Here is an 18,788-nt window from a genome sequence, read left to right as displayed (position 1 = left end):
GCTAAAGGCCTTCCACCCTTGTTGAGTCGAACGCCTACGCCGCGTCCTTCACCGCCTCTTCCGGTTCATTCGGATCGTAGGCCAGGCTCGGGGACAGCCATTTCTCCGCCTCTTCCACCGTCATACCCTTACGGGCCGCATAGTCGGCAACCTGGTCGCGGTTGATGCGGCCGACACCGAAATAGCGGGCGTCGGGGTGGCTGAAATAGAAACCGGAGACGGCGGCGGCCGGCCACATCGCAAAGGATTCGGTCAGCGTAACGCCCGCTTTTTCCTCCGCATCCAGCAGGCGGAACAACAGGCCTTTTTCGGTATGCTCAGGACAGGCCGGATAGCCGGGCGCCGGGCGGATGCCGCGATAGTCCTCGGCGATCAGGCCGGCATTGTCCAACGCCTCGTCCGGTGCATATCCCCACAGCTCCCGCCGCACGCGCTTGTGCAGGTATTCCGCCAGGGCCTCGGCGAACCGGTCGCCCAGGGCCTTTACCATGATAGAGTCGAAGTCACGATTTTCCTGCGCGAAACGGTCGGCGATCCGGTCCGGTTCCGGTCCGGCGGTGACGGCAAACCCGCCGATCCAATCCTGGATACCGGTATCGGCCGGGGCGACGAAATCGGATAGGCACAGATTGGGCCGACCGGCGGATTTGTCGCCCTGCTGCCGCAGGAAACGGAAATGCTCGAGCAGATAGGCCCGGCTTTCATCGGTGTAGAGTGCAACGTCGTCGCCTTCCGCATGGGCCGGCCAGAAACCGACCACGGCGCGCGGCTGGAACCATTCCTCGGTCACGATCCGGTCCAGCATCGCCTGCGCCTTTTCAAAAAGGTCGCGCGCGACATCGCCTTTCTTCTCGTCCTCCAGCACCCGCGGGAAGGCCCCTTTCACGCCCCAGGTATGGAAGAAGGGCGTCCAGTCGATATGCTCGGCGATCTCGGCCAGCGACAGATCCTCGATTTCCCGAACCCCGGTAAAACCGGGCTGCGGCGGGGTATAGGAAGACCAATCCGGCGCGAACTTGTTTCTGCGCGCGGTTTCCAGCGAGACACCACCCTTGGCGCGCGCATCGGGTGAACGATTATCGCGGATCGCCGCATAGTCGGCCGCCGCCTCGTCCAGCACCTGCTGCCTGGTCTGGTCGGACAACAGGCGGGAAACCACGGCGACGGCGCGCGAGGCGTCGTCCACATGGATGACCCCGCCGCTGTATTGCGGCGCGATCTTCAGCGCGGTGTGCTTCTTGCTGGTGGTCGCGCCGCCAATCAGCAGCGGAATGTCGAAGCCCTGACGCTCCATTTCCGAGGCCACTTCGACCATCCGATCCAGGCTGGGTGTGATCAGCCCGGAAAGGCCGATGACATCGACGTTTTCCGCCCGGGCGACCTCCAGGATCTTCTCCGTCGGGACCATGACGCCGAGGTCGATGACTTCATAGTTGTTACATTGCAGAACGACGCCGACGATGTTCTTGCCGATATCATGCACATCGCCCTTCACCGTCGCCATCAGGATCTTGCCCTTGCCTTGCCGATCCTCTGCGCGCTTGTCCGCCTCCATGTAGGGGATCAGGTGATTGACGGCGAGTTTCATGACCCGCGCGCTCTTTACGACCTGGGGCAGGAACATCTTGCCCGATCCGAACAGGTCGCCGACCACGTTCATGCCGGCCATCAACGGGCCTTCGATCACCTCCAGCGGACGGTCGGCGGCTAGACGTGCTTCTTCGGTATCGTCGACCACATGCTTGTCGATACCGTTGACCAGGGCGTGGCGCAGGCGCTCCGCAACCGGCTTTTCCCGCCATTCGGCATTGGCGGCTTCCTTTTTCGGCCCGCCCGTATCGCGGACTTCTTCGGCCAGCGCCAGCAGGCGTTCGGTCGCGTCGTCCCGGCGATTCAGGATCACGTCTTCCACTGTGTCGCGGATGTTTTCGGGGATCTCGTCATAGATGTCGATCTGCCCCGCATTGACGATCGCCATGGTCAACCCGGCGCGGATCGCGTGATACAGGAAGACCGAATGCATCGCCCGGCGGATCGGCTCATTCCCCCGGAAGGAGAAGGAAAGATTGGAGACCCCGCCGGAGACATGACAGCCAGGCAGGCGCTCGCGGATCTGCCGCGTCGCCTCGATGAAGGCGACGCCGTAATCGTTATGTTCCTCGATCCCCGTCGCCACGGCGAAGATGTTCGGATCGAAGATGATGTCATGCGGACGGAATCCCGCCTTGCGCGTCAACACGGCGTGGCTGCGCTCGGCGATCTCAACCTTGCGGTCGACCGTGTCTGCCTGGCCGTCCTCGTCGAACCCCATGACGACGACCGCGGCGCCCAGCTTGCGCACCTCCCGCGCATGCATCAGGAATTCGTCCTCGCCTTCCTTCAGGCTGATGGAATTCACCACGCATTTGCCCTGGGCGCATTTCAGCCCCGCCTCTACGACCGACCATTTCGACGAGTCGATCATCAGCGGCACACGGCTGATATCCGGCTCCGACGCGATCAGGTTCAGGAAGGTGGTCATCGCCGCCTCCCCGTCGATCAGGCCGTCATCCATGTTGACGTCGATGATCTGCGCGCCCGCCTCGATCTGCTGGCGCGCCACGTCGAGCGCACCGGTGTAATCGTCGGCCTGAATGAGCTTCCGGAACTTGGCGGAGCCGGTGACGTTCGTCCGCTCGCCGATATTGATGAATGTCCCAATCATTGCGCACGGAACTCGAACAGTTCGAGGCCGGACAGGCGCAGACGCGGATTGGCCGTCGGAATATCCCGCGGGGCAATGCCGTCCACCGCCGCCGCGATGGCGCGAATATGGTCGGGCGTGGTGCCGCAGCAACCGCCAACGATATTCACCAGGCCGTCCTGCGCCCATTGGGCCAGAGCGCCGCTAGTCTCTTCCGGCGTCTCATCATAGCCGCCCAACTCGTTCGGCAGACCAGCATTGGGATAGGCGCTGATCCGCACGTCGGCGATGCGCGACAGTTCGGCGATATGCGGCCGCATCTCGTCCGCGCCCAGGGCGCAGTTCAAACCAACGCTGAATGGCCGGACATGTTCGACCGAGGCCCAGAAGGCTTCCGGCGTCTGACCGGTCAAGGTCCGGCCGGAGCGGTCTGTGATCGTGCCGGAGATCATGACCGGCAATTCTATGCGGCGTTCCTCGAAGATCGTTTGTATGGCATACAGCGCCGCCTTGGCGTTCAGCGTGTCAAAAATGGTTTCGACCAGCAGCAGATCGACGCCGCCGTCGATCAGGCCCAGGGTCGCATCGCGATAGGCGGCGACCAGCGTGTCGAAATCGATCGCGCGATAGCCGGGATCGGTGACGTCGGGGGAGATCGAGGCAGTCTTGTTCGTCGGCCCGATCGCGCCGGCCACGAAACGCGGTTTCAGGGGCGTCAGCGCCGTCCATTCATCCGCCATGGAATTGGCCAGACAGGCCGATTGGCGGTTCAATTCATAGGACAGGTCCTCCAGCCCGTAATCGGCCTGGGACACTGCATTGGCGTTGAAGGTATTGGTGCCTATGATATCCGCGCCGGCCTCCAGGTAGGCGTCATGAATGCGGCGGATCAATTCCGGCTGGGTCAGGGACAGCAGTTCGTTATTGCCGAACAGGTCCGCCTTGGTATCGGCAAAGCGTTCGCCGCGATAATCGGCTTCCGTCGGTTTTTCCGCCTGGATCATCGTGCCCATCGCGCCGTCCATGACCAGGATGCGGCTATCCGCCGTTTCGGTCAGCAGTTCGATATTGGATGACTGTGTCGCCATAGTCGGCCTCTCTTCCTTAATTTCCGTCCCGAACGATCTTCATGCTTCTCGGCAGGCGCGGGACTTTCAGGCGGCGATCCGGCCGCCCGGTTTTCTGCTATCGGTTTCAATGCCGGCGGCGCGGAAGATATCCAGCGTCAGCCCGGCCTTGTTCAGGGTGAAGACGTGGAATCCGTCGACGCCGGCCGCGCGCAGTCGTTCAATCTGCTCGGCCCCGACCTCGACCGCGATCCGGCGCGTCGCCTCCGCATCGTCCTCGTGCCCGGCAAAGCGATCGCGCAGCGCCTGCGGAAGGGTGCCGCCGCATTTGCCGGCGAAGTCTTCCAGACGGCGGAAATTCAGGATTGGCAGGAAGCCGGGAACGACTTCCAAGCCGATGCCCGCACCGGCGGCGCGGTCGCGATACCGCAGGAAGGCGTCATCGTCGAAACAGAACTGGCACAGGGCCCGGTCGGCGCCGGCATCGGCCTTGCGCTTCAGATTCTCGATATCCCGCCCCTGCCCGTCGATCCCCGGGCCGCTGGTTTCCGGATGCCCTTCCGGAAAGGCCGCCACATTGACTTCGAAACCGTGCCGCTGCTTCAAGGCGGCGACGAAGCCGGAAGCATGGTCATAGGCGCGGATCGCGTCCTTGTCCTCCGCCGCATCGCCCCGCAGGGCGACGAGCGCGCGGACGCCCATCTCCCAGAACCGCTCGGCCGTGGCGTGAATTTCCTCCCGCGTCGCGCCGGAACAGGTCAGATGCGCCGCGACCGGCGAAGCCGTCACCGACTGAACGTCCTTGATCGTGTGCAGGCTGGCCTCCGTGTCCGAGCCCAGCGCGCCATAGGTCACGGACGCGAAACGCGGGCCCAGGGCGTCGAGCTGCGCCGCCGAGCGCCGCAGTGTCGCCGCGGCCTTCTCGGTCCGGGCCGGAAAATATTCGAAGGAAAGCTTCAACTCTGTCATCTGCGCCTCTCCGCCGGGACGGCCTGCGGGCCTTCCGATCCCGTCACTTGTGTCACACGGCCATTATGCACATCAATATCAATATATCAAGTTTTCTTGATTTCTTGATTTCCCCCGAACTCTATGGCGAATGAAGGCCCAGAAAGAACGTTGTCGGCGGCTGGAACGGGACCCGCGATAGGGTGGTGGTTGTGGATTTGTTGCTTCAGGCCCTGCGCGCGGCAGGGGAACAGACACGGTTGAGAATTCTGGCGCTCTGCGCCGACCACGAATTGTCGGTCACGGACCTGATACAGGTCCTGGGCCAGACGCAGTCGCGCGTCTCACGTCATCTGAAAATCCTGGTCGAAGCCGGTTTGCTGGAGCGCTATCAGGAAGGCCAGTGGGCACGCTATCGACTGGCCGGTCAGGGGTCGGTCATCCCGGGACAGGCCGCGAACAAGTCCGGCATCTCCCTCGCCCGCTATATCCTGCAGAATATCGACATGATGCACCCGGTCTTCCGGCGCGATCACGAGAACCTGACCCGGAGGCTGGACGCGCGCCAGCAGCGCATCCAGCAATTCTTCCGGGACAATGCCCCGAAATGGGAGGAGATGCGCACCGACCTCGTCGACCAGCCGGCGATCGACGCCCATATCCGCAAGCTGCTTTTGGCAAAGCCGGTGAAGCATCTGCTGGATGTCGGCACCGGCACCGGCAAGGCGCTGCTGGACCTCGGCCCCTCCATCGGAGCCGGGATCGGGATCGACAATTCCTTCGCCATGCTGGACATCGCCCGCACCAATATCGAGGAATCGAGCCTCAACAACTGTCAGGTCCGCCATGCGGACATGACGCAGATGCCCTATGAGGCGGAGACCTTCGACACCGCCCTGGTTCATATGGTGCTGCATTACACGGAGGCACCCGCCCAGGTGATCGGCGAGATCGCCCGCGTGCTGACCAAGGGCGGGCGCGTCCTGATCGTCGATCTGGTCCGCCACGACAATGCGGATATCCGCACCACGCTGCAGCATGTCTGGTCCGGCTTCGCCGAGGACGAAATGGCGGACTGGCTCACCCAATCGGGCCTGACGGTCGAGGATCGCGCGGAATTCACCGGCGGCAAGCTGACCGTGTTCGCGACGCTGGCGGTGAAGGACGGCGCCTAGTCCCCAGCCGCCCGAACCAGCAATCGACGGGCGGCCGCCATGACGTGTTTCTTATAGTCCTTCCGGGACCAGCCGCATTGCCGGGTCAGCAGTTCCCAGTTCCGGATCGACAGCAGCATCCAGTATAGGTCTGTCGCGGTCTTCACCGTCAGGCCCGGGGCCAGATCCCCATCCTTCTTCAAGGCCTCCACTGCCGCCTCGCAGCCTTCGCGCATATCCTGCATCCTGGCGTTCCAGGCCCGGGCCGCTTCCTCATCCGTCTCGACCATGGCCAGGAAGGCTTTGGCGAGGCCGTGGATTTCCGGAAGGTAATCCGCCCAGCAGGCGGTATAGGCGTCCAGCCTCTCCCGGCCCGTTTCCGCGTTTCGGCTGGCCGCCAGCCGTTCGGCCACGCCCCTGCGTTCGTCATCCAGCCGGGTCGCCGCGATCAGCAAATCCGCGCGGGACGGAAAATGCAGATAGACCGCCTGGCGCGACACGCCAGCCGCCTTTGCAATATCCGACATGCGCACGCGGGCGGGGTCGCCCGCCTCGAGCAGGTCGAGCGTGCAGCTCAATATTTTTTCGCGGGTTTCGCTTCCATCTCTTGACATTGTGTCAAGTTACACCTATTTGCCGTTTCGTCAAACTTTACACCGTGTCCATTTAAACACTGAGAGGAATCGATCATGACCGTTACCCGAGAAGTTCAGAAACCCGTCGTCATCCTGGGCGGCGCGGGCAAGACCGGCGCCCGCGTGGCCGCCCGCCTTCAGGCGCAGGGGCGCCCGGCCCACATCCTGTCCCGGTCCACCGGCACGCGCTTCGACTGGGAGGACAAATCCACCTGGGAAAGCGCCGTCGAGGGCGCGGGCGCCCTGTTCATCGTGTACCAGCCGGACCTCGCCGTGCCGGGCGCGGTCGACGATATCCGTCAATTGACCGCCATCGCCCTGCGTCAGGGCGTCCGGCGCATGGTCCTGCTGTCGGGTCGGGGTGAGGAAGAAGCGCAAGCCGCCGAACGCGTGCTGCAGGAAAGCGGTGCCGACTGGACCGTGATCCGGGCTAGCTGGTTCGCACAGAATTTCAGCGAAACCTTCATCCTCGATGCCTTGATGACCGGCGAACTGGCCCTGCCCGTCGCCGATGTGAAGGAACCCTTCATCGACGTGGACGACATCGCCGACGTGGCCGCGGCCGCCCTGACGGACGACAAGCATATCGGCCGGCTGTACGAAGTGACCGGTCCGCGCTTGTTGACCTTCGCCGAAGCGGTCACCGAGGTGGCCCAGGCCAGCGGCCGCGACTTCCGCTTCCGCCGGATCACGCCTGAGGACTATGCCGCCGGTCTGGAAGCGGCCGAGGTTCCGGCGGACTTCATCTGGTTGCTGAACTATCTGTTCACCACCGTCTTGGACGGCCGCAACGCGCATGTCACGGACGGCGTCCGACAGGCCCTGGGCCGCGATGCCCGGGACTTCGCCGACTATGCACGCGATGCCGCCGCGACCGGCGTCTGGGCCGACACACGGGAGGGCCGGTCGTGAGCCCGGATCTCCTCACCTTCCTCACTGCCGCGACGGGTGTCGCGGCGGCCCTGGTCGGCGGCATCTTCTTCGCCTTTTCGAGTTTCGTGATGGCCGGCCTTGGCCGCGCCGGCCCGGAAGCGGGGACCAAGGCGATGCAGCAGATCAACATCACGGTGATCAACCCGCTCGTCTTCCTGTTCCTCCTGGGCACCGCCGTTCTCGGTGCGGTGGTCGCCGCGATGGCGCTGATCTCCACAAGCGCAGGCCTGTTTCCCACGCTCGGTGCGGCGCTCTACATCTTCGGCTGCATCGGCGTGACCGGAACCCGGAACGTGCCCCTGAACAATGCCCTGGAACGGGTCGACGCCGGAACGCCGGAGGGCAACGCCGTTTGGGAAGATTATCTGCGGCGCTGGACTTTCTGGAACCATGTCCGGACCCTGGCCTGCATCGGATCGGCCGGATTTATCCTCGCCGGTGCATTGCAGATGTGACGGCGGACCGGGGAGATGCCGGCCCATTTCGTTCTAAATTCCAGGGACATATTCAAGACAGGAAGAGTGAACGTTATGGACCTCAATTTCAAAGGCAAGAAGGCGCTGGTAACCGGGGCAAGCGCGGGGATCGGCTTTGCAGTGGCGCAGATCCTGGCGCGCGAAGGTGCACAGCTGGCCGTCGCCGCGACCGGCGCGGACCGGCTGAAACCCCTGCTGGACGCAATCGCCGCGGAAGGCCTGCCGGCGCCCGCCGTCTGCACCGCCGATCTGACCGATCCCGACGGCCCGGCTTCCCTCGCCAGGCAGGCGCTGGACGCGCTGGGCGAGGTGGACATCCTGATCAACAATGCGGGCGCGTCCCGGCCGATGCAGGGGATTTCCGAAGAAGAGGCCGAGAAAGTCTGGGAAGACTCGATGGCCCTCAACTTCACCTCCAACCGGAAACTGGCCCAGGCGCTGCTGCCCGGGATGCGGCAGCGCGGCTGGGGCCGGGTGGTCAACATCTCCGGCGCCCTGGTCTATTGGAACGTCAATGCGGCCACCCCCGCCAAGGCCGCCCTGACCAGCTGGTCCAAGGGCCTCGCTGCCGAGGTCGCGAAAGACGGGGTGACGGTGAATTGCGTCGCGCCCGGCCGGATCAAGACGCGGCAGATCATGGAACGGCTGCACCCGACCGAGGAATCGCGGGACGCTTTCATCTCCTCGATGATCCCGTCGGGCCGTTTCGGGGAGCCGGAGGAGATCGCCAATGTGATCGTCTTCCTTGCCTCCCCCATCGCCGGCTACGTCACCGGCGTGACCGTGCCGGTCGACGGCGGCATGCACCGTTACGCGTTCTGAAACGGCAAACGGGGCGGCCTTTGCCGCCCCGTCCCCGTACTGATACCTGCCCGATTTACAGATCGGCCGCGGCCTTGTGCTCGATCTTCCGCCAGTTGCTTTCCGCCTTGGCGATCGTGCCCTTCCGGTCCTTCTGATAGGCTTTGAAGATCTCCTCGTTCAGAAAGACGTAGAGCTTGCCGCCCTCGACCGCGGCATATTGCGGGTCGCCGTCGAACTTCTTTCCGACCGAGACGCCGAAGGTGCAGAAGCCGCCATTCTGCGGCAGATAGGCCGACGGCGACTGCTGGAATTCCTTCATGTTCTCCGCCGAGGCGAAGTAATAGGCCACGCCGTCATGCACGGCGGTATGGGCCGCGCTGCCCTCGATGCGGTTGCCGAGCTTGATGAAGGCAACGGGATCGACCCCGTGCAGGCCGAGCGGCGCCCCGGCGGCGGTCAGACCGTTGGACACGTTGTATTCATCCGCCGCGAAGGCGGTCGTGGTGACCGGCGCGGCAGCCAGCAGTCCGGCCAGGGCGATGGAGGCGAGTGTTGCGGACGTCTTCATGATGTCATTTCCCAATGTTGGTTTCGGTTGTTGCGCCACCCGGTGCGGGTGACACGCCCGAAATCGGACCTTCGGGACGATCGATCAACGCATCCGCTTTTCTTTGGGATGATCCGCAACGCCATCGGGACGATCTGCAAAAATCGCCGGTCGCCGGTATGCAATTCAGGCCGCGGCCTGGCGATAGGCTTTCGGTGGACGGCCGAATTTGGCGGCGAAGGCGCGGGTAAAGGCAGCCGGCGATTTGTAGCCGGACCGGGCGGCGACCTCCTGCACGCTGGCCCCGCCGCCATCCAGCATGGCAAGGGCCTTTTGCAGCCGCCAGTCGGCGATATAGGCCATCGGCGCGGTGCCGGTCAGATGCGAGAAACGGTCCGAAAACCGGCTGCGCGACATGCCCACATGCCGGGCCAGACCGTCGACCGTCCAATCCGCGCCGGGGCTTTCGTGGACCGCGGCCAGTGCCTTGCCGATCTGCGGGTCACGCAAGGCTTCCATGAAGCCGACCAGCGGCCCGCCGTCGATATGGGCGTTCAGGACTTCGATGAAGAGTACCTCGGATAAACGTGTCGCCGCGGCGACCGACCCGAGGGAGCCGGACAGCACCCGCCGGGCAATCAGCCGCAGGCAATCGTCCAGCCAGGGCAAACGCGCGCGATCCGCCGCCGTCACCAGCAACTGGTCCGGTAAGGCCCGCAGGAAGGGGTGATCGGCCCCTTGCCTGAAGGTGAAATGACCGCAGACCATCTGCGTTGCGTCCCGGTTGTCGCCGGCACCGAGGACCAGAACGCCTTTCCCGTCATAGCCCGCATCCTGCAGCACGGTTTCCAGTTCAGGCACGGCTTTGGGTGCCGGATCGCTCGATAGAGAATGGCTGCGCCCGGCCGGGATCATCACCAGGTCGCCCGGCCCCAAAGTCAGGACGCCCCCGTCGGCACAGGCGACATGGCAGGTCCCGGTGACGACCAGATGGAAGCGCGCCGCCCGGTTCAGTTCCGGAACCCGGACCGACCAGTCGCCGGAAAAATGGGTCCTGAAATACAGCGCGCCCTTCAGGTCCAGCGTGCTCAAAATATCGTCCAACGGATCCATGCGGCATTTCCCTCCGTCAATCGGCCGGCTCGGCGTCCAGGCGGAAACGCCGGAAAGTATTCCCTTCGATCTCCACGTTTCCGTCCTCGACGAAACCGAAACGCCGGATCGCACCCGCATTCGTCCGGCCCGGCGGTAGCAGGGCGGTGATGAAAGGCAGCTTCATCTCACCGAAGGCGCGCTGCTTCACCGCCATAAAGATCCGCCGCCCCCATCCCCAGAACCGCGGATGCAGGATCAGTGCGAAATCCGCCTCGCCCCGTTCCGGCTGCAGCCCACCCCAGCCGGCGAACTCACCATTGATGCAAAATGCCCAGGGGCCGTAACCATGCTGCTCCCAAAGCGCCCGTTTCGCCGCCTGGAAGGCGCGGCACTCCTCCACCCCGAAACGTCCCCTCAGCAACGGCAGCAAGCGACCCACCGCGGGGTCGTTCATCAGATCGATGAGGTCCTTCTCGGCGATGGTATCGAGGGAGACGAAGGCTAGGTCATGCACGATTCACGATCCCGTCTGTGCTGAGGCATGGACAGGGAATACATCCGGCGTTCATGCGCGGAAAGAAACAGCTTCGTGAACGAAAACCCGGCCGTGACGTCCGGATTTTGCGCTTTTCCCACGCTCGGCTACACTGCCTTTGTGTCCGTTACCGGCTGAGGGAGCCTGAATGCCCATAGCCTTTTCGATCCTGCATGAGCCGGAAGTCCTGCTGGTCTCATATCAAGGGGTCGTCACGAACGAGGAATTCCTGGACCGGTACAAGGCGGCCTATGCGGACCAGCGCTACCGGCCGGGCATGCATGAAATATCCGACATGCGGCACATGGATGTTTTCGATATCGACCTGGCGGCAATTCAGGACCTCGTCCTCTGGATCGCGAACCGGGAGGCTCTGGCAGGGGTGAACATCCGGGTCGGCATCCTGCAGCGCAGCGAGCTGCATGAAGGCTTGTCCCGGCTCTATGCGGCCGTGTCCGATATTTACAGGAAGGAGACCGTGCGCCTGTTCCGGGACCTGCCCGATATCCTGAACTGGCTGCCCATCGACTCCGCCCATGCGACCAAGATCGAAGCCTCCCTGGCCGTGCTTCTCACGGCGCCGGACGAGCCTGCCGCATCGCATTGCTGATCCGCCCAGACAGGACACCGCCGATTCAAAGTCCCGTATCCCCGCTCCCTCAAACTTTTCGCCCGCCCGTCGCTCGTGTAGTTTCGCCCCAAGGGTACCGGGGGGTACTGGTTTTCGCCTGACGGACCAGAGACGAGACGGGCCAGAGACGAGACATGCCGATTGCCTATACTTTCCTCGCCGCGCCGGGCGTACATCTCGTGTCCTATCAGGGCATCGTGACCAATGCGGATTTCCTGGAGGGCTATAAGGCAGCGGCCAGGGATCCCCGCTACCGGCCCGGCATGGTGGAGATTTCCGATTTCCGGCATGCCGAGGCGATGGATATCGAATTCAGCGCGATGCAGGAATTGGCCGCCTGGGTCGCCGGGCGTGAGGATCTCGTCGGCACCACGCTTCGATGCGGCGTGCTGCTGGGCAACGACGTGCAGGTCGGCCTGTCACGCCTTTACGAAGCCGTGGCCGCGACCCAGACCGCCGAAACCATCCGGCGTTTCCGCGACCTGCCCACCCTCCTCGCCTGGCTGCCGGTCGACCCGGTTCACACGGCGGAGATCGACGCCGCCCTCACGGCGCTCGCCCGCAGCGAGGAAGAACCCACCGCCTCCTCCGGCCAGCCGTAGAGAGGCGGTCGGCGGCTGTTGGCGAAGGGCCTAAAGTGCGCCGCTCAACTGGAAAGCGGACCAGTGATACGGATGCGGATAGGCTTGGGCGGTTTCCAACTGGGCCCGGCGCAGGGCCTCGGCCTTGGGCAGGGTTTTCAGGTTCCGATAGAAGGCCTTCATCAGCACCTCGGTCGAGGCGTCCGAAACGGTCCACAGGCTGGAGACGATCGACCCGGCCCCGGCATAGAGGAACCCGCGGGTTAGCCCGATGATGTCGTCCCCATTCGCGATTTCGCCCAATCCGGTCTCGCAGGCGCTGAGCGTCACCAGATCCGCCGACAGGGAAAGGTCGTAGATTTCCCGCACCGTCAGCACGCCGTCATTCTGCCCATCCGGCGCCAGCAACAGGCGTGACGCCAACGGCTCCGCCCCGTCGAACACGCCATGGCTGGCCAGATGCAGGATGCCGTAGCCCCGGGCGCCGGTCTTCACCACGGTCTCCGTTGCCTGGCCGCGCAGATAAAGGTCGGCCCCGCCGGAACCGCCCCATTCCGCGGAAATGGTGGCGGCTTCGCGTTCCGCGCCCGGAAGGTCGAGTGCTGGATCGTTCAGTGCCGGATTGCCGAGCGCCATCATGCCCGTCGGTCCGCCGGGCGCCCGGTCGATATAGGACAATACGCTGGCGCTGGGCAGAACCCGCAGGGCGTGTCTTTCCGCCAAATGGGTATTGCCGTCGAACAGGGCCGCGAAAGGCAGGTAATGCAGTTTGCCATGCGGCACGACGACCAGCGACTTGCCGCTGATGCGATCCGCAAAGGGCCCGATCAGCCGGTCATGCAGCCGTTTGGCCATGGCGCGGTAGCCGCCGCCGGTCCGCCGCGCCAGCTGCTCCCGGAAGGTTTCGACCATCAGGTCCAGATCCTCCGCCTCCAGGCGCCACGCGGCGATCCCGGCCTGGTCGTACACGAATCCGACCAGCCCGTCCGCGTCACCGAAATAGACCACCATCGCCTCGTCCGGGCGCAGATATCGGCCGAGATCCGCCAGATCCGGCTTTTGCACCTGGACCAGCGGCAGGGCCTGTCTATGCGACTGGCGCAGCTGGGTCAGAATGACCGCACGGCGTTCATCCACCCGAACGCTGCGGTCCCGGTCCGGCAGGGCGATCCGTGCCTGCTGTTCGATTTCCGCCAGTTCCGCCAGCAGCCGGTTGCGTTCGGCGGCCTGCGGTGCGGCGGGGCCGGCGGCGGCTTCCGCCGACAGCATATCCGATCGAGACGCCAACAGGTCGATCAGGGCGCGCGCCTTGGCGCGTTCCGCATATTCGAGCGCCCCTGCCGCGTCGCCGCTTTCCAGCAGCAGGTCGACCTGCATCCGGTAGACATCCTGCTTGTCGGCGATGAAGCCCAGCTTGTGCTTCTCGGTCAGGATCGAGGTCCGCTGGCTTTCGATCAATTCGATCGCCCGGGCCAGATGCGCGACCGCGCCCGCCCGATCGCCTTCATCCCGCGTAATCCGGGCCATGCCGTAATGAGCGCCGAAGCGGTATTCGCCGAAAGGCAGGCTACGCGGATCGTCCAGGATCGCCTCGAAACAGCGGCGCGCCTGATCCACCCGGCCGACCTCCAGTGCCGTCACGCAGATCTGAAAACTGAAGGGCAGATCGTTGATGAAGTTCAGGTCGTCGGTCGAGGCGCCGGTGATCGCCTGCGCCATGGCTTCCGACACCGGCGTAGAGAGCACGCCGATGGTCAGATACGCCTCGCCCACACCGTCGAGCAGTTGCAGCAGCCCGCTGCGATCGTCCCGGACCAGCCAGTCATAGCTCTCCTCATATTCTCCGGTCAGGAAATAGGTATGCGACAGGCTGTGCTTCAGGTGCCGGACCAGTGGGTTCTGGTTGCTGAGCCTTGCATCCGCATAGATTTGCTTCAGCGCCGCGCGGACCTGCTCCAGTCCCGCCATGTCGCCCTGCCCGTAAAGCGCCGTCGCGAGCGCGGAATAGGCATCGGCAAGCAGAATGTTTCGCAGGGTTTTCTGGTATTCGGAGTCCGGATCGTTCGGCGGGGAAACGAGGCCGAAAGACATGATCCCGGACAGCATGCTGTAACCGCTGTTGACCTGCACCAGCGCCTTGCGGCTCTTCCCCACCGCGACAGCAACCTGTGCTTCCTGCGCCGCCGCATCATACTCGCCCAATTCGGTCGCGCGCTTGGCCTTCAACAGGGCGAAACCCGATTCATAGTATTCGGGCGTTACCGCGACGAGGCCGGTGGTCAGGCCTTCCTGGGCCGCGAACTTTCTTTTCTCGAAAACGGCAATGCACTCATCCAGGGCCTGATAATGCCGCGCGTTCAACAGAATGGTGCAGGTCAGCATATGGTCGCTGTGGTTCAGCGCCGCATAGTCGATCCCACCCGAGGCCGCATCGGCAACCACGCCCTGGGTCTGCCCGGTATTGCGCGCCTGTTCCGTCGCCGTCACGCAGCCCGCCAGCGGTAGGATCGCGGCCAGGGCAAGGAGAAGCTTGCTGCGGAGGGGCCGCGCAGCCGCGGCTCCGGTCGTGGTTCGGTTTGTCATGGGGAATAAGCTCGATGATGGTAAAACAGGGGAAACCCGAGGATGGAAGACACAGACTCCGGTGTCAATTGTACCCGGGTAATGTGATGATCCGCGTCGCCGTCTCTTCATGAAAGGCAAACGGATGCCCGACCGTTCCGAAAACGTCCGTTACATTCCGCTGTCGCAGCAGACCGAGATGCCCTGGAAGAACGGCGGCGGCACGACGCGGGAGATCTGTAAACACCAGGACGCGTCAGGCGTGGTCTGGCGCGCCAGCATCGCGACCATTCATGCCAGTGGCCCCTTCTCCCTCTTCGAAGGCTGCGACCGCATCATCACCCTGATCGACGGCCCGCCGGTGATGCTGAATTTCGCGGATGGCGAGCAGCGCACGCTGGAAATATTCACCCCTGAACATTTCTCCTGCGACCGCCCCGTCTCCGCCACCATTGCCGCTACGTCCCACGACCTGAACCTGATCTGGCGCCGCGACTCGGTTTCGGTCGCGTCCCAGGCGATCAACGTTCAGGGCCCGACGGAAATCACACTGGCCCCAGCGGATTGGCATCTGATTGTTGCATGCGACGGGTCGATTGAGATCGCCGTCGACGGAAACACATCCTCTTTGAGCGCTGGCGAAGCCATGCTGTTCAATGAGTTGACGGAAATGGTCGACCTAACCTTAAAACCTGCATCGGGTACCTGCTCTGTCTTGGCGTTCAGGATCTTCCGTTTAGACTAGGTTTTGAATGTAAGGGTGTAAGCCGTAGAAAGTATCCAGGAGACCGCGACGGTGGGGTATTCCGACGTACCGAATATCGACTGGTTTACCGTTGGCGGTGTCTTGGCCTATTTCGGCATTCCACTCCTCGCAATTTGGTATGAGGATTCCCGGGCAACAGCCTCACGGACCACCTTCGCGTTTTGGTTTCTCTTCTATCTCGGCCCCTGGATCTTGGCTGGGGTCGGAATTCGATTCTACCCCGAGTGGATTGCGGAACTGGGCGCGGCCGCTTCTATTTGGCTGCTTGTTGCGGCGTATCCATTCTACAAGGTTCTTGCCAGGCGCGCCCGGCAAGCGGGATTGGAGAGGGTCTACGTCTACCGGGCAATCATTCCCGGCATAAACATCGCGATCTCAATTGCCTTGCTCTTCATGCCCGCTAAGAACGACACAAAGTTTCACGACTAACCTTGGCGTCTGGGATCGACAGTGTCGGCGCGCTTGTGACGAAGTCGGTTGAATCGCCTTCATCGTTTCAGCAATTCAAATCTGGCCGGATTGGAAGGACACTCCTTTGCAATCCCGCTCCTTCGTTCATCGGTTGATCGTCGCCTGCATTCGTCACCGTATCTTGTTGTAGAACCACGCGTATCTCGCGGGTTTCGGAAGCCCTGAAACGATCGCCACCCGCACCAGGAACATCCCGACATCCACGCCGGTCCGTTTCTCCGCCAGCAGGGCGGCGGATAGTCGGGCATGCAGGCCGCTGCGCGTATCGCCGGCGCTGAAGGTGATGGGCTCGAACGTCTCCAGGATGGGACTGAAGCCGTCCTTCAGAACGCCGTGAAGCCGCCGGTGGTTATCGTCCGGCTCACCGTATTTGAACAGAAAGGGCGCATAGCCCATGAGGTCGGTCAGCGCGAAGGCCGCGCGGGCGTCCTGCATCGTGCCCGCAAGGAAATTGTCGTTGGGATCCGCCTGATCGAAATTCAGCGGTATGCCGGCATTCTTCAGAAGCGTTTCGAATTCGTTCAGGGTAGCGAAGCGGAACCCCTCGAATTCCTGATCCACGCCGAACAGCTCCTTCACCTCGGCCCTGGACCGCCCATAGGTCTGCTCGATATTCAGCCATTCCAGGCCCGTTTCCGTATCCCGGGTCAGCAGCTTGTCACCACGCACCCGCCAGTCCGCATTGACCAACTCCGCCCGCGCCGTGCCGATGGCAGCCAAGCAGATGACGAGAAATCCGATAAACGTCACGCGCAAGCGAACCATGAAGAACGCTCCTGATCGAACGGCCGACCCAGCAAAGAGGCCATTGGCCGCGCAATTGCTCATGCCGCCGAAAGCCAGGCCCTCAGTTCCGCCGGATGCTCGCTGAGCAAGAAAATCAGGGTCTTCGCCGGTCCGTCCGGTTCGGTCCGCCCCTGCTCCCAGTTCCGCAAGGTAGCGACGGGAATACGCAGCAAGTCGGCGAGCTTTTGCTGCGACAGGCCAAGTTTGGCGCGAACGACGGTAAGCTTTTCGGCATCGGTCAGCGCACGCGGCGCATGATCGCTCCAATCGGGATTGTCGTCCCAGTCGTCAATGTCAGCCATAACGATCCTCTTCGCGCCGATTGGCTTTTCTTACGCTGATCGCCCGGATCCCCTCGCTGCGCGGCGTCCATACCGCCACATACAGCCTGCCCTTCACGAGACCGAACGTGACGAATCGCGCTTCGCCGTAGTCGCGCCGTTCGTCGGGGAAGGTAATCACCTCGCCGGCCAGGACCGCACCCAGCAGGGACAGCGATACGCCATGCTTCGCGACATTGGCCGCTTCCTTGGCGGGATCGAATTCTATGCCTGTCCCGTCCTCGCCCATCGGCCGATCATACGCTATTAGCGTACAAAAGGGAAGGACGGCATAGGAGGCAAGGAACGGTAAACCGTCCTACCCGTCCAGCTTCGATTTCAGCAGCTGGTTGACGACGCCGGGATTGGCCTTGCCCTGGGTCTGTTTCATGACCTGGCCGACGAACCAGCCGAGCAGGCCGGTCTTGCCGCCGCGATAGGCGTTCACCTGGCCTTCATTATTGGCGATGATGTCGTCGACGATGGCTTCGATCGCGCCGGTATCGGTGATCTGCTTCAGACCCTTTTCCTCGACGATCGCGCCCGGATCCTTGGAGGTCTCGAACATCTCGTCGAAGACGTCCTTGGCGATCTTTCCGGAAATCGTATCGTCCTTGATCAGGCCGATCAGCTCGCCGATCTGCTTCGCCGAAATCGGGCTGTCGGAAAGCTCGGTACCCGCCTTGTTGAGGCGGCCGAAAAGCTCCACCGTGATCCAGTTGGCGGCCAGTTTCGCGTCGCCCGCGGCCTTGGCGGCTTCCTCGAAATAGGCGGCTGTTTCCTGATCCGCCACCAGCACGCCGGCGTCATAGGCGTTCAGGCCGTAATCGGCCATGAAGCGCGCCTTCTTCTCGTCCGGCAGTTCCGGCAGGCTCTTCAGGCAGTCTTCGATATAGGCGTCTTCCAGTTCCAGCGGCAGCAGGTCCGGGTCCGGGAAATAGCGGTAGTCATGCGCGTCTTCCTTCGAGCGCATGGACCGCGTCTCGCCCTTGTTCGGGTCGAACAGCCGCGTTTCCTGAACGATTTCCCCGCCGCTTTCGATGACCTTCACCTGCCGCTTCGCCTCGATCTCGATCGCCTGGCGGATGAAGCGGACGGAGTTCAGGTTCTTCAGCTCCGTGCGGGTGCCGAGTTCCCCGCCCGGCTTGCGGACGGAGATGTTGACGTCGGCCCGCATCGAGCCTTCGGCCATGTTGCCGTCGCAGGAACCGATATAGCGCACGATGGAGCGCAGCTTGTTGACATAGGCCGTCGCCTCATCGGCCGAGCGCATGTCCGGCTTGGAGACGATTTCCATCAGCGCCACGCCCGACCGGTTGAGGTCGATATAGGATTTCGACGGGTGCTGGTCGTGCAGCGACTTGCCCGCATCCTGTTCAAGATGCAGACGTTCGATGCCGATTGCCTTGCTGCTGCCGTCGGGCAGGTCGATCTGCACCTCGCCCTCGCCCACCACCGGCTCTTCATACTGGGAGATCTGATAGCCCTGCGGCAGATCGGCGTAGAAATAGTTCTTCCGCGCGAAGACCGAGCGCTTGTTGATCTTGGCGTTCAGCGCTAGGCCCGTACGCACGCCCTGGCGGACGCATTCCTCGTTGAGGACCGGCAGCATCCCCGGCATCGCGGCGTCGACCAGGCTGACCTGTTCGTTCGGATCGCCGCCGAAATCGGTCGCAGCACCCGAAAACAGCTTGGATTTCGAGGTGATCTGGGCATGCACTTCCAAGCCCATCACGATTTCCCAGTCGCCGGTTTCGCCTTTAATGATGTCGCCCATCTCTCGCGTCCTTCAGA

General features: G+C 63.2%; 20 protein-coding genes. 8 read left to right on the top strand and 12 right to left on the bottom strand.

Going from position 1 to position 18,788, the window contains the following annotated elements; genetic code table 11:
* Positions 1-34: 34 nt before the first annotated feature.
* From metH to ACQK2G_RS07030, 3 genes are all read right to left on the bottom strand, one after another.
* On the bottom strand, positions 35-2,704 hold the full coding sequence (gene metH / locus ACQK2G_RS07040) for a methionine synthase (protein WP_425404318.1): 2,670 nt from the start codon (positions 2,702-2,704) through the stop codon (positions 35-37).
* Complete coding sequence (locus tag ACQK2G_RS07035; protein WP_425404317.1) at positions 2,701-3,771, bottom strand: homocysteine S-methyltransferase family protein; 1,071 nt, start codon at positions 3,769-3,771, stop codon at positions 2,701-2,703. Before ACQK2G_RS07035 ends, metH begins: the two co-directional genes overlap by 4 nt.
* A 66-nt stretch (positions 3,772-3,837) precedes the next feature.
* On the bottom strand, positions 3,838-4,719 hold the full coding sequence (locus ACQK2G_RS07030) for a methylenetetrahydrofolate reductase (protein ID WP_425404316.1): 882 nt from the start codon (positions 4,717-4,719) through the stop codon (positions 3,838-3,840).
* Positions 4,720-4,910: 191 nt separating this feature from the next.
* Between ACQK2G_RS07030 and ACQK2G_RS07025 the strand changes: the two genes are divergently transcribed.
* On the top strand, positions 4,911-5,873 hold the full coding sequence (locus tag ACQK2G_RS07025) for an ArsR/SmtB family transcription factor (protein ID WP_425404315.1): 963 nt from the start codon (positions 4,911-4,913) through the stop codon (positions 5,871-5,873).
* On the opposite strand, the gene ACQK2G_RS07020 is transcribed toward ACQK2G_RS07025, so the two are convergent.
* The gene (locus ACQK2G_RS07020; protein WP_425404314.1) at positions 5,870-6,466 is read right to left on the bottom strand and encodes a TetR/AcrR family transcriptional regulator; all 597 of its coding nucleotides are present in this window, start codon (positions 6,464-6,466) and stop codon (positions 5,870-5,872) included. The two genes, ACQK2G_RS07025 and ACQK2G_RS07020, sit on opposite strands and share 4 nt — an antisense overlap.
* Before the next feature lie 75 nt (positions 6,467-6,541).
* Between ACQK2G_RS07020 and ACQK2G_RS07015 the strand changes: the two genes are divergently transcribed.
* The 3 genes from ACQK2G_RS07015 to ACQK2G_RS07005 all read left to right on the top strand — a co-directional run bounded on the left by ACQK2G_RS07015 (position 6,542) and on the right by ACQK2G_RS07005 (position 8,718).
* A complete protein-coding gene (locus ACQK2G_RS07015; RefSeq protein ID WP_425404313.1) occupies positions 6,542-7,399 on the top strand; it encodes an NAD(P)H-binding protein in 858 nt (285 codons plus the stop codon).
* On the top strand, positions 7,396-7,875 hold the full coding sequence (locus ACQK2G_RS07010) for a DUF1772 domain-containing protein (RefSeq protein ID WP_425404312.1): 480 nt from the start codon (positions 7,396-7,398) through the stop codon (positions 7,873-7,875). Before ACQK2G_RS07015 ends, ACQK2G_RS07010 begins: the two co-directional genes overlap by 4 nt.
* A 75-nt stretch (positions 7,876-7,950) precedes the next feature.
* Positions 7,951-8,718: an SDR family NAD(P)-dependent oxidoreductase gene (locus ACQK2G_RS07005; RefSeq protein WP_425404311.1), complete on the top strand. Its 768-nt coding sequence runs from the start codon at positions 7,951-7,953 to the stop codon at positions 8,716-8,718.
* 55 nt (positions 8,719-8,773) lie between these two features.
* On the opposite strand, the gene ACQK2G_RS07000 is transcribed toward ACQK2G_RS07005, so the two are convergent.
* The 3 genes from ACQK2G_RS07000 to ACQK2G_RS06990 all read right to left on the bottom strand — a co-directional run bounded on the left by ACQK2G_RS07000 (position 8,774) and on the right by ACQK2G_RS06990 (position 10,856).
* Positions 8,774-9,268: a YHS domain-containing (seleno)protein gene (locus tag ACQK2G_RS07000; protein WP_425404310.1), complete on the bottom strand. Its 495-nt coding sequence runs from the start codon at positions 9,266-9,268 to the stop codon at positions 8,774-8,776.
* 165 nt (positions 9,269-9,433) lie between these two features.
* Positions 9,434-10,360: an AraC family transcriptional regulator gene (locus ACQK2G_RS06995; RefSeq protein ID WP_425404309.1), complete on the bottom strand. Its 927-nt coding sequence runs from the start codon at positions 10,358-10,360 to the stop codon at positions 9,434-9,436.
* Positions 10,361-10,376: 16 nt separating this feature from the next.
* Positions 10,377-10,856, bottom strand: a complete 480-nt coding sequence (locus tag ACQK2G_RS06990; RefSeq protein WP_425404308.1) for a GNAT family N-acetyltransferase — start codon at positions 10,854-10,856, stop codon at positions 10,377-10,379.
* A gap of 169 nt (positions 10,857-11,025) precedes the next feature.
* Here ACQK2G_RS06990 and ACQK2G_RS06985 point away from each other — a divergent pair, with 169 nt between their 5' ends.
* Both ACQK2G_RS06985 and ACQK2G_RS06980 read left to right on the top strand, forming a co-directional pair.
* Positions 11,026-11,487: a hypothetical protein gene (locus tag ACQK2G_RS06985; RefSeq protein ID WP_425404307.1), complete on the top strand. Its 462-nt coding sequence runs from the start codon at positions 11,026-11,028 to the stop codon at positions 11,485-11,487.
* A 155-nt stretch (positions 11,488-11,642) separates the two neighbouring features.
* Positions 11,643-12,110: a hypothetical protein gene (locus ACQK2G_RS06980; protein ID WP_425404306.1), complete on the top strand. Its 468-nt coding sequence runs from the start codon at positions 11,643-11,645 to the stop codon at positions 12,108-12,110.
* 30 nt (positions 12,111-12,140) lie between these two features.
* Here ACQK2G_RS06980 and ACQK2G_RS06975 read toward each other — a convergent pair whose 3' ends face one another.
* The gene (locus ACQK2G_RS06975) at positions 12,141-14,672 is read right to left on the bottom strand and encodes a CHAT domain-containing protein (RefSeq protein ID WP_425404305.1); all 2,532 of its coding nucleotides are present in this window, start codon (positions 14,670-14,672) and stop codon (positions 12,141-12,143) included.
* A gap of 124 nt (positions 14,673-14,796) precedes the next feature.
* Here ACQK2G_RS06975 and ACQK2G_RS06970 point away from each other — a divergent pair, with 124 nt between their 5' ends.
* Both ACQK2G_RS06970 and ACQK2G_RS06965 read left to right on the top strand, forming a co-directional pair.
* A complete protein-coding gene (locus ACQK2G_RS06970; RefSeq protein ID WP_425404304.1) occupies positions 14,797-15,396 on the top strand; it encodes a HutD/Ves family protein in 600 nt (199 codons plus the stop codon).
* A gap of 51 nt (positions 15,397-15,447) precedes the next feature.
* The gene (locus tag ACQK2G_RS06965; protein ID WP_425404303.1) at positions 15,448-15,846 is read left to right on the top strand and encodes a hypothetical protein; all 399 of its coding nucleotides are present in this window, start codon (positions 15,448-15,450) and stop codon (positions 15,844-15,846) included.
* A 153-nt stretch (positions 15,847-15,999) separates the two neighbouring features.
* Here the strand turns inward: ACQK2G_RS06965 and ACQK2G_RS06960 are convergent, their stop codons facing one another.
* From ACQK2G_RS06960 to gatB, 4 genes are all read right to left on the bottom strand, one after another.
* A complete protein-coding gene (locus ACQK2G_RS06960) occupies positions 16,000-16,653 on the bottom strand; it encodes a hypothetical protein (protein ID WP_425404302.1) in 654 nt (217 codons plus the stop codon).
* Between the two features lie 59 nt (positions 16,654-16,712).
* Positions 16,713-16,976: a helix-turn-helix domain-containing protein gene (locus ACQK2G_RS06955; RefSeq protein ID WP_425404301.1), complete on the bottom strand. Its 264-nt coding sequence runs from the start codon at positions 16,974-16,976 to the stop codon at positions 16,713-16,715.
* Positions 16,969-17,244 carry a BrnT family toxin gene (locus tag ACQK2G_RS06950; protein ID WP_425404300.1) on the bottom strand — a complete coding sequence of 92 codons (276 nt, stop codon included), beginning with the start codon at positions 17,242-17,244 and terminating at the stop codon, positions 16,969-16,971. Before ACQK2G_RS06950 ends, ACQK2G_RS06955 begins: the two co-directional genes overlap by 8 nt.
* Positions 17,245-17,313: 69 nt before the next feature.
* Entirely contained in the window at positions 17,314-18,771 is a 1,458-nt protein-coding gene (gatB, locus tag ACQK2G_RS06945; protein ID WP_425404299.1) for an Asp-tRNA(Asn)/Glu-tRNA(Gln) amidotransferase subunit GatB, read from the bottom strand.
* Positions 18,772-18,788 lie beyond the last annotated feature (17 nt).

The organism is Hwanghaeella sp. (assembly GCF_965227365.1).
Lineage (GTDB): Bacteria > Pseudomonadota > Alphaproteobacteria > UBA8366 > Aestuariispiraceae > Hwanghaeella.
Note: the sequence above shows the minus strand (reverse complement) of the source record. Positions and strands in the feature narration are given on the sequence as shown.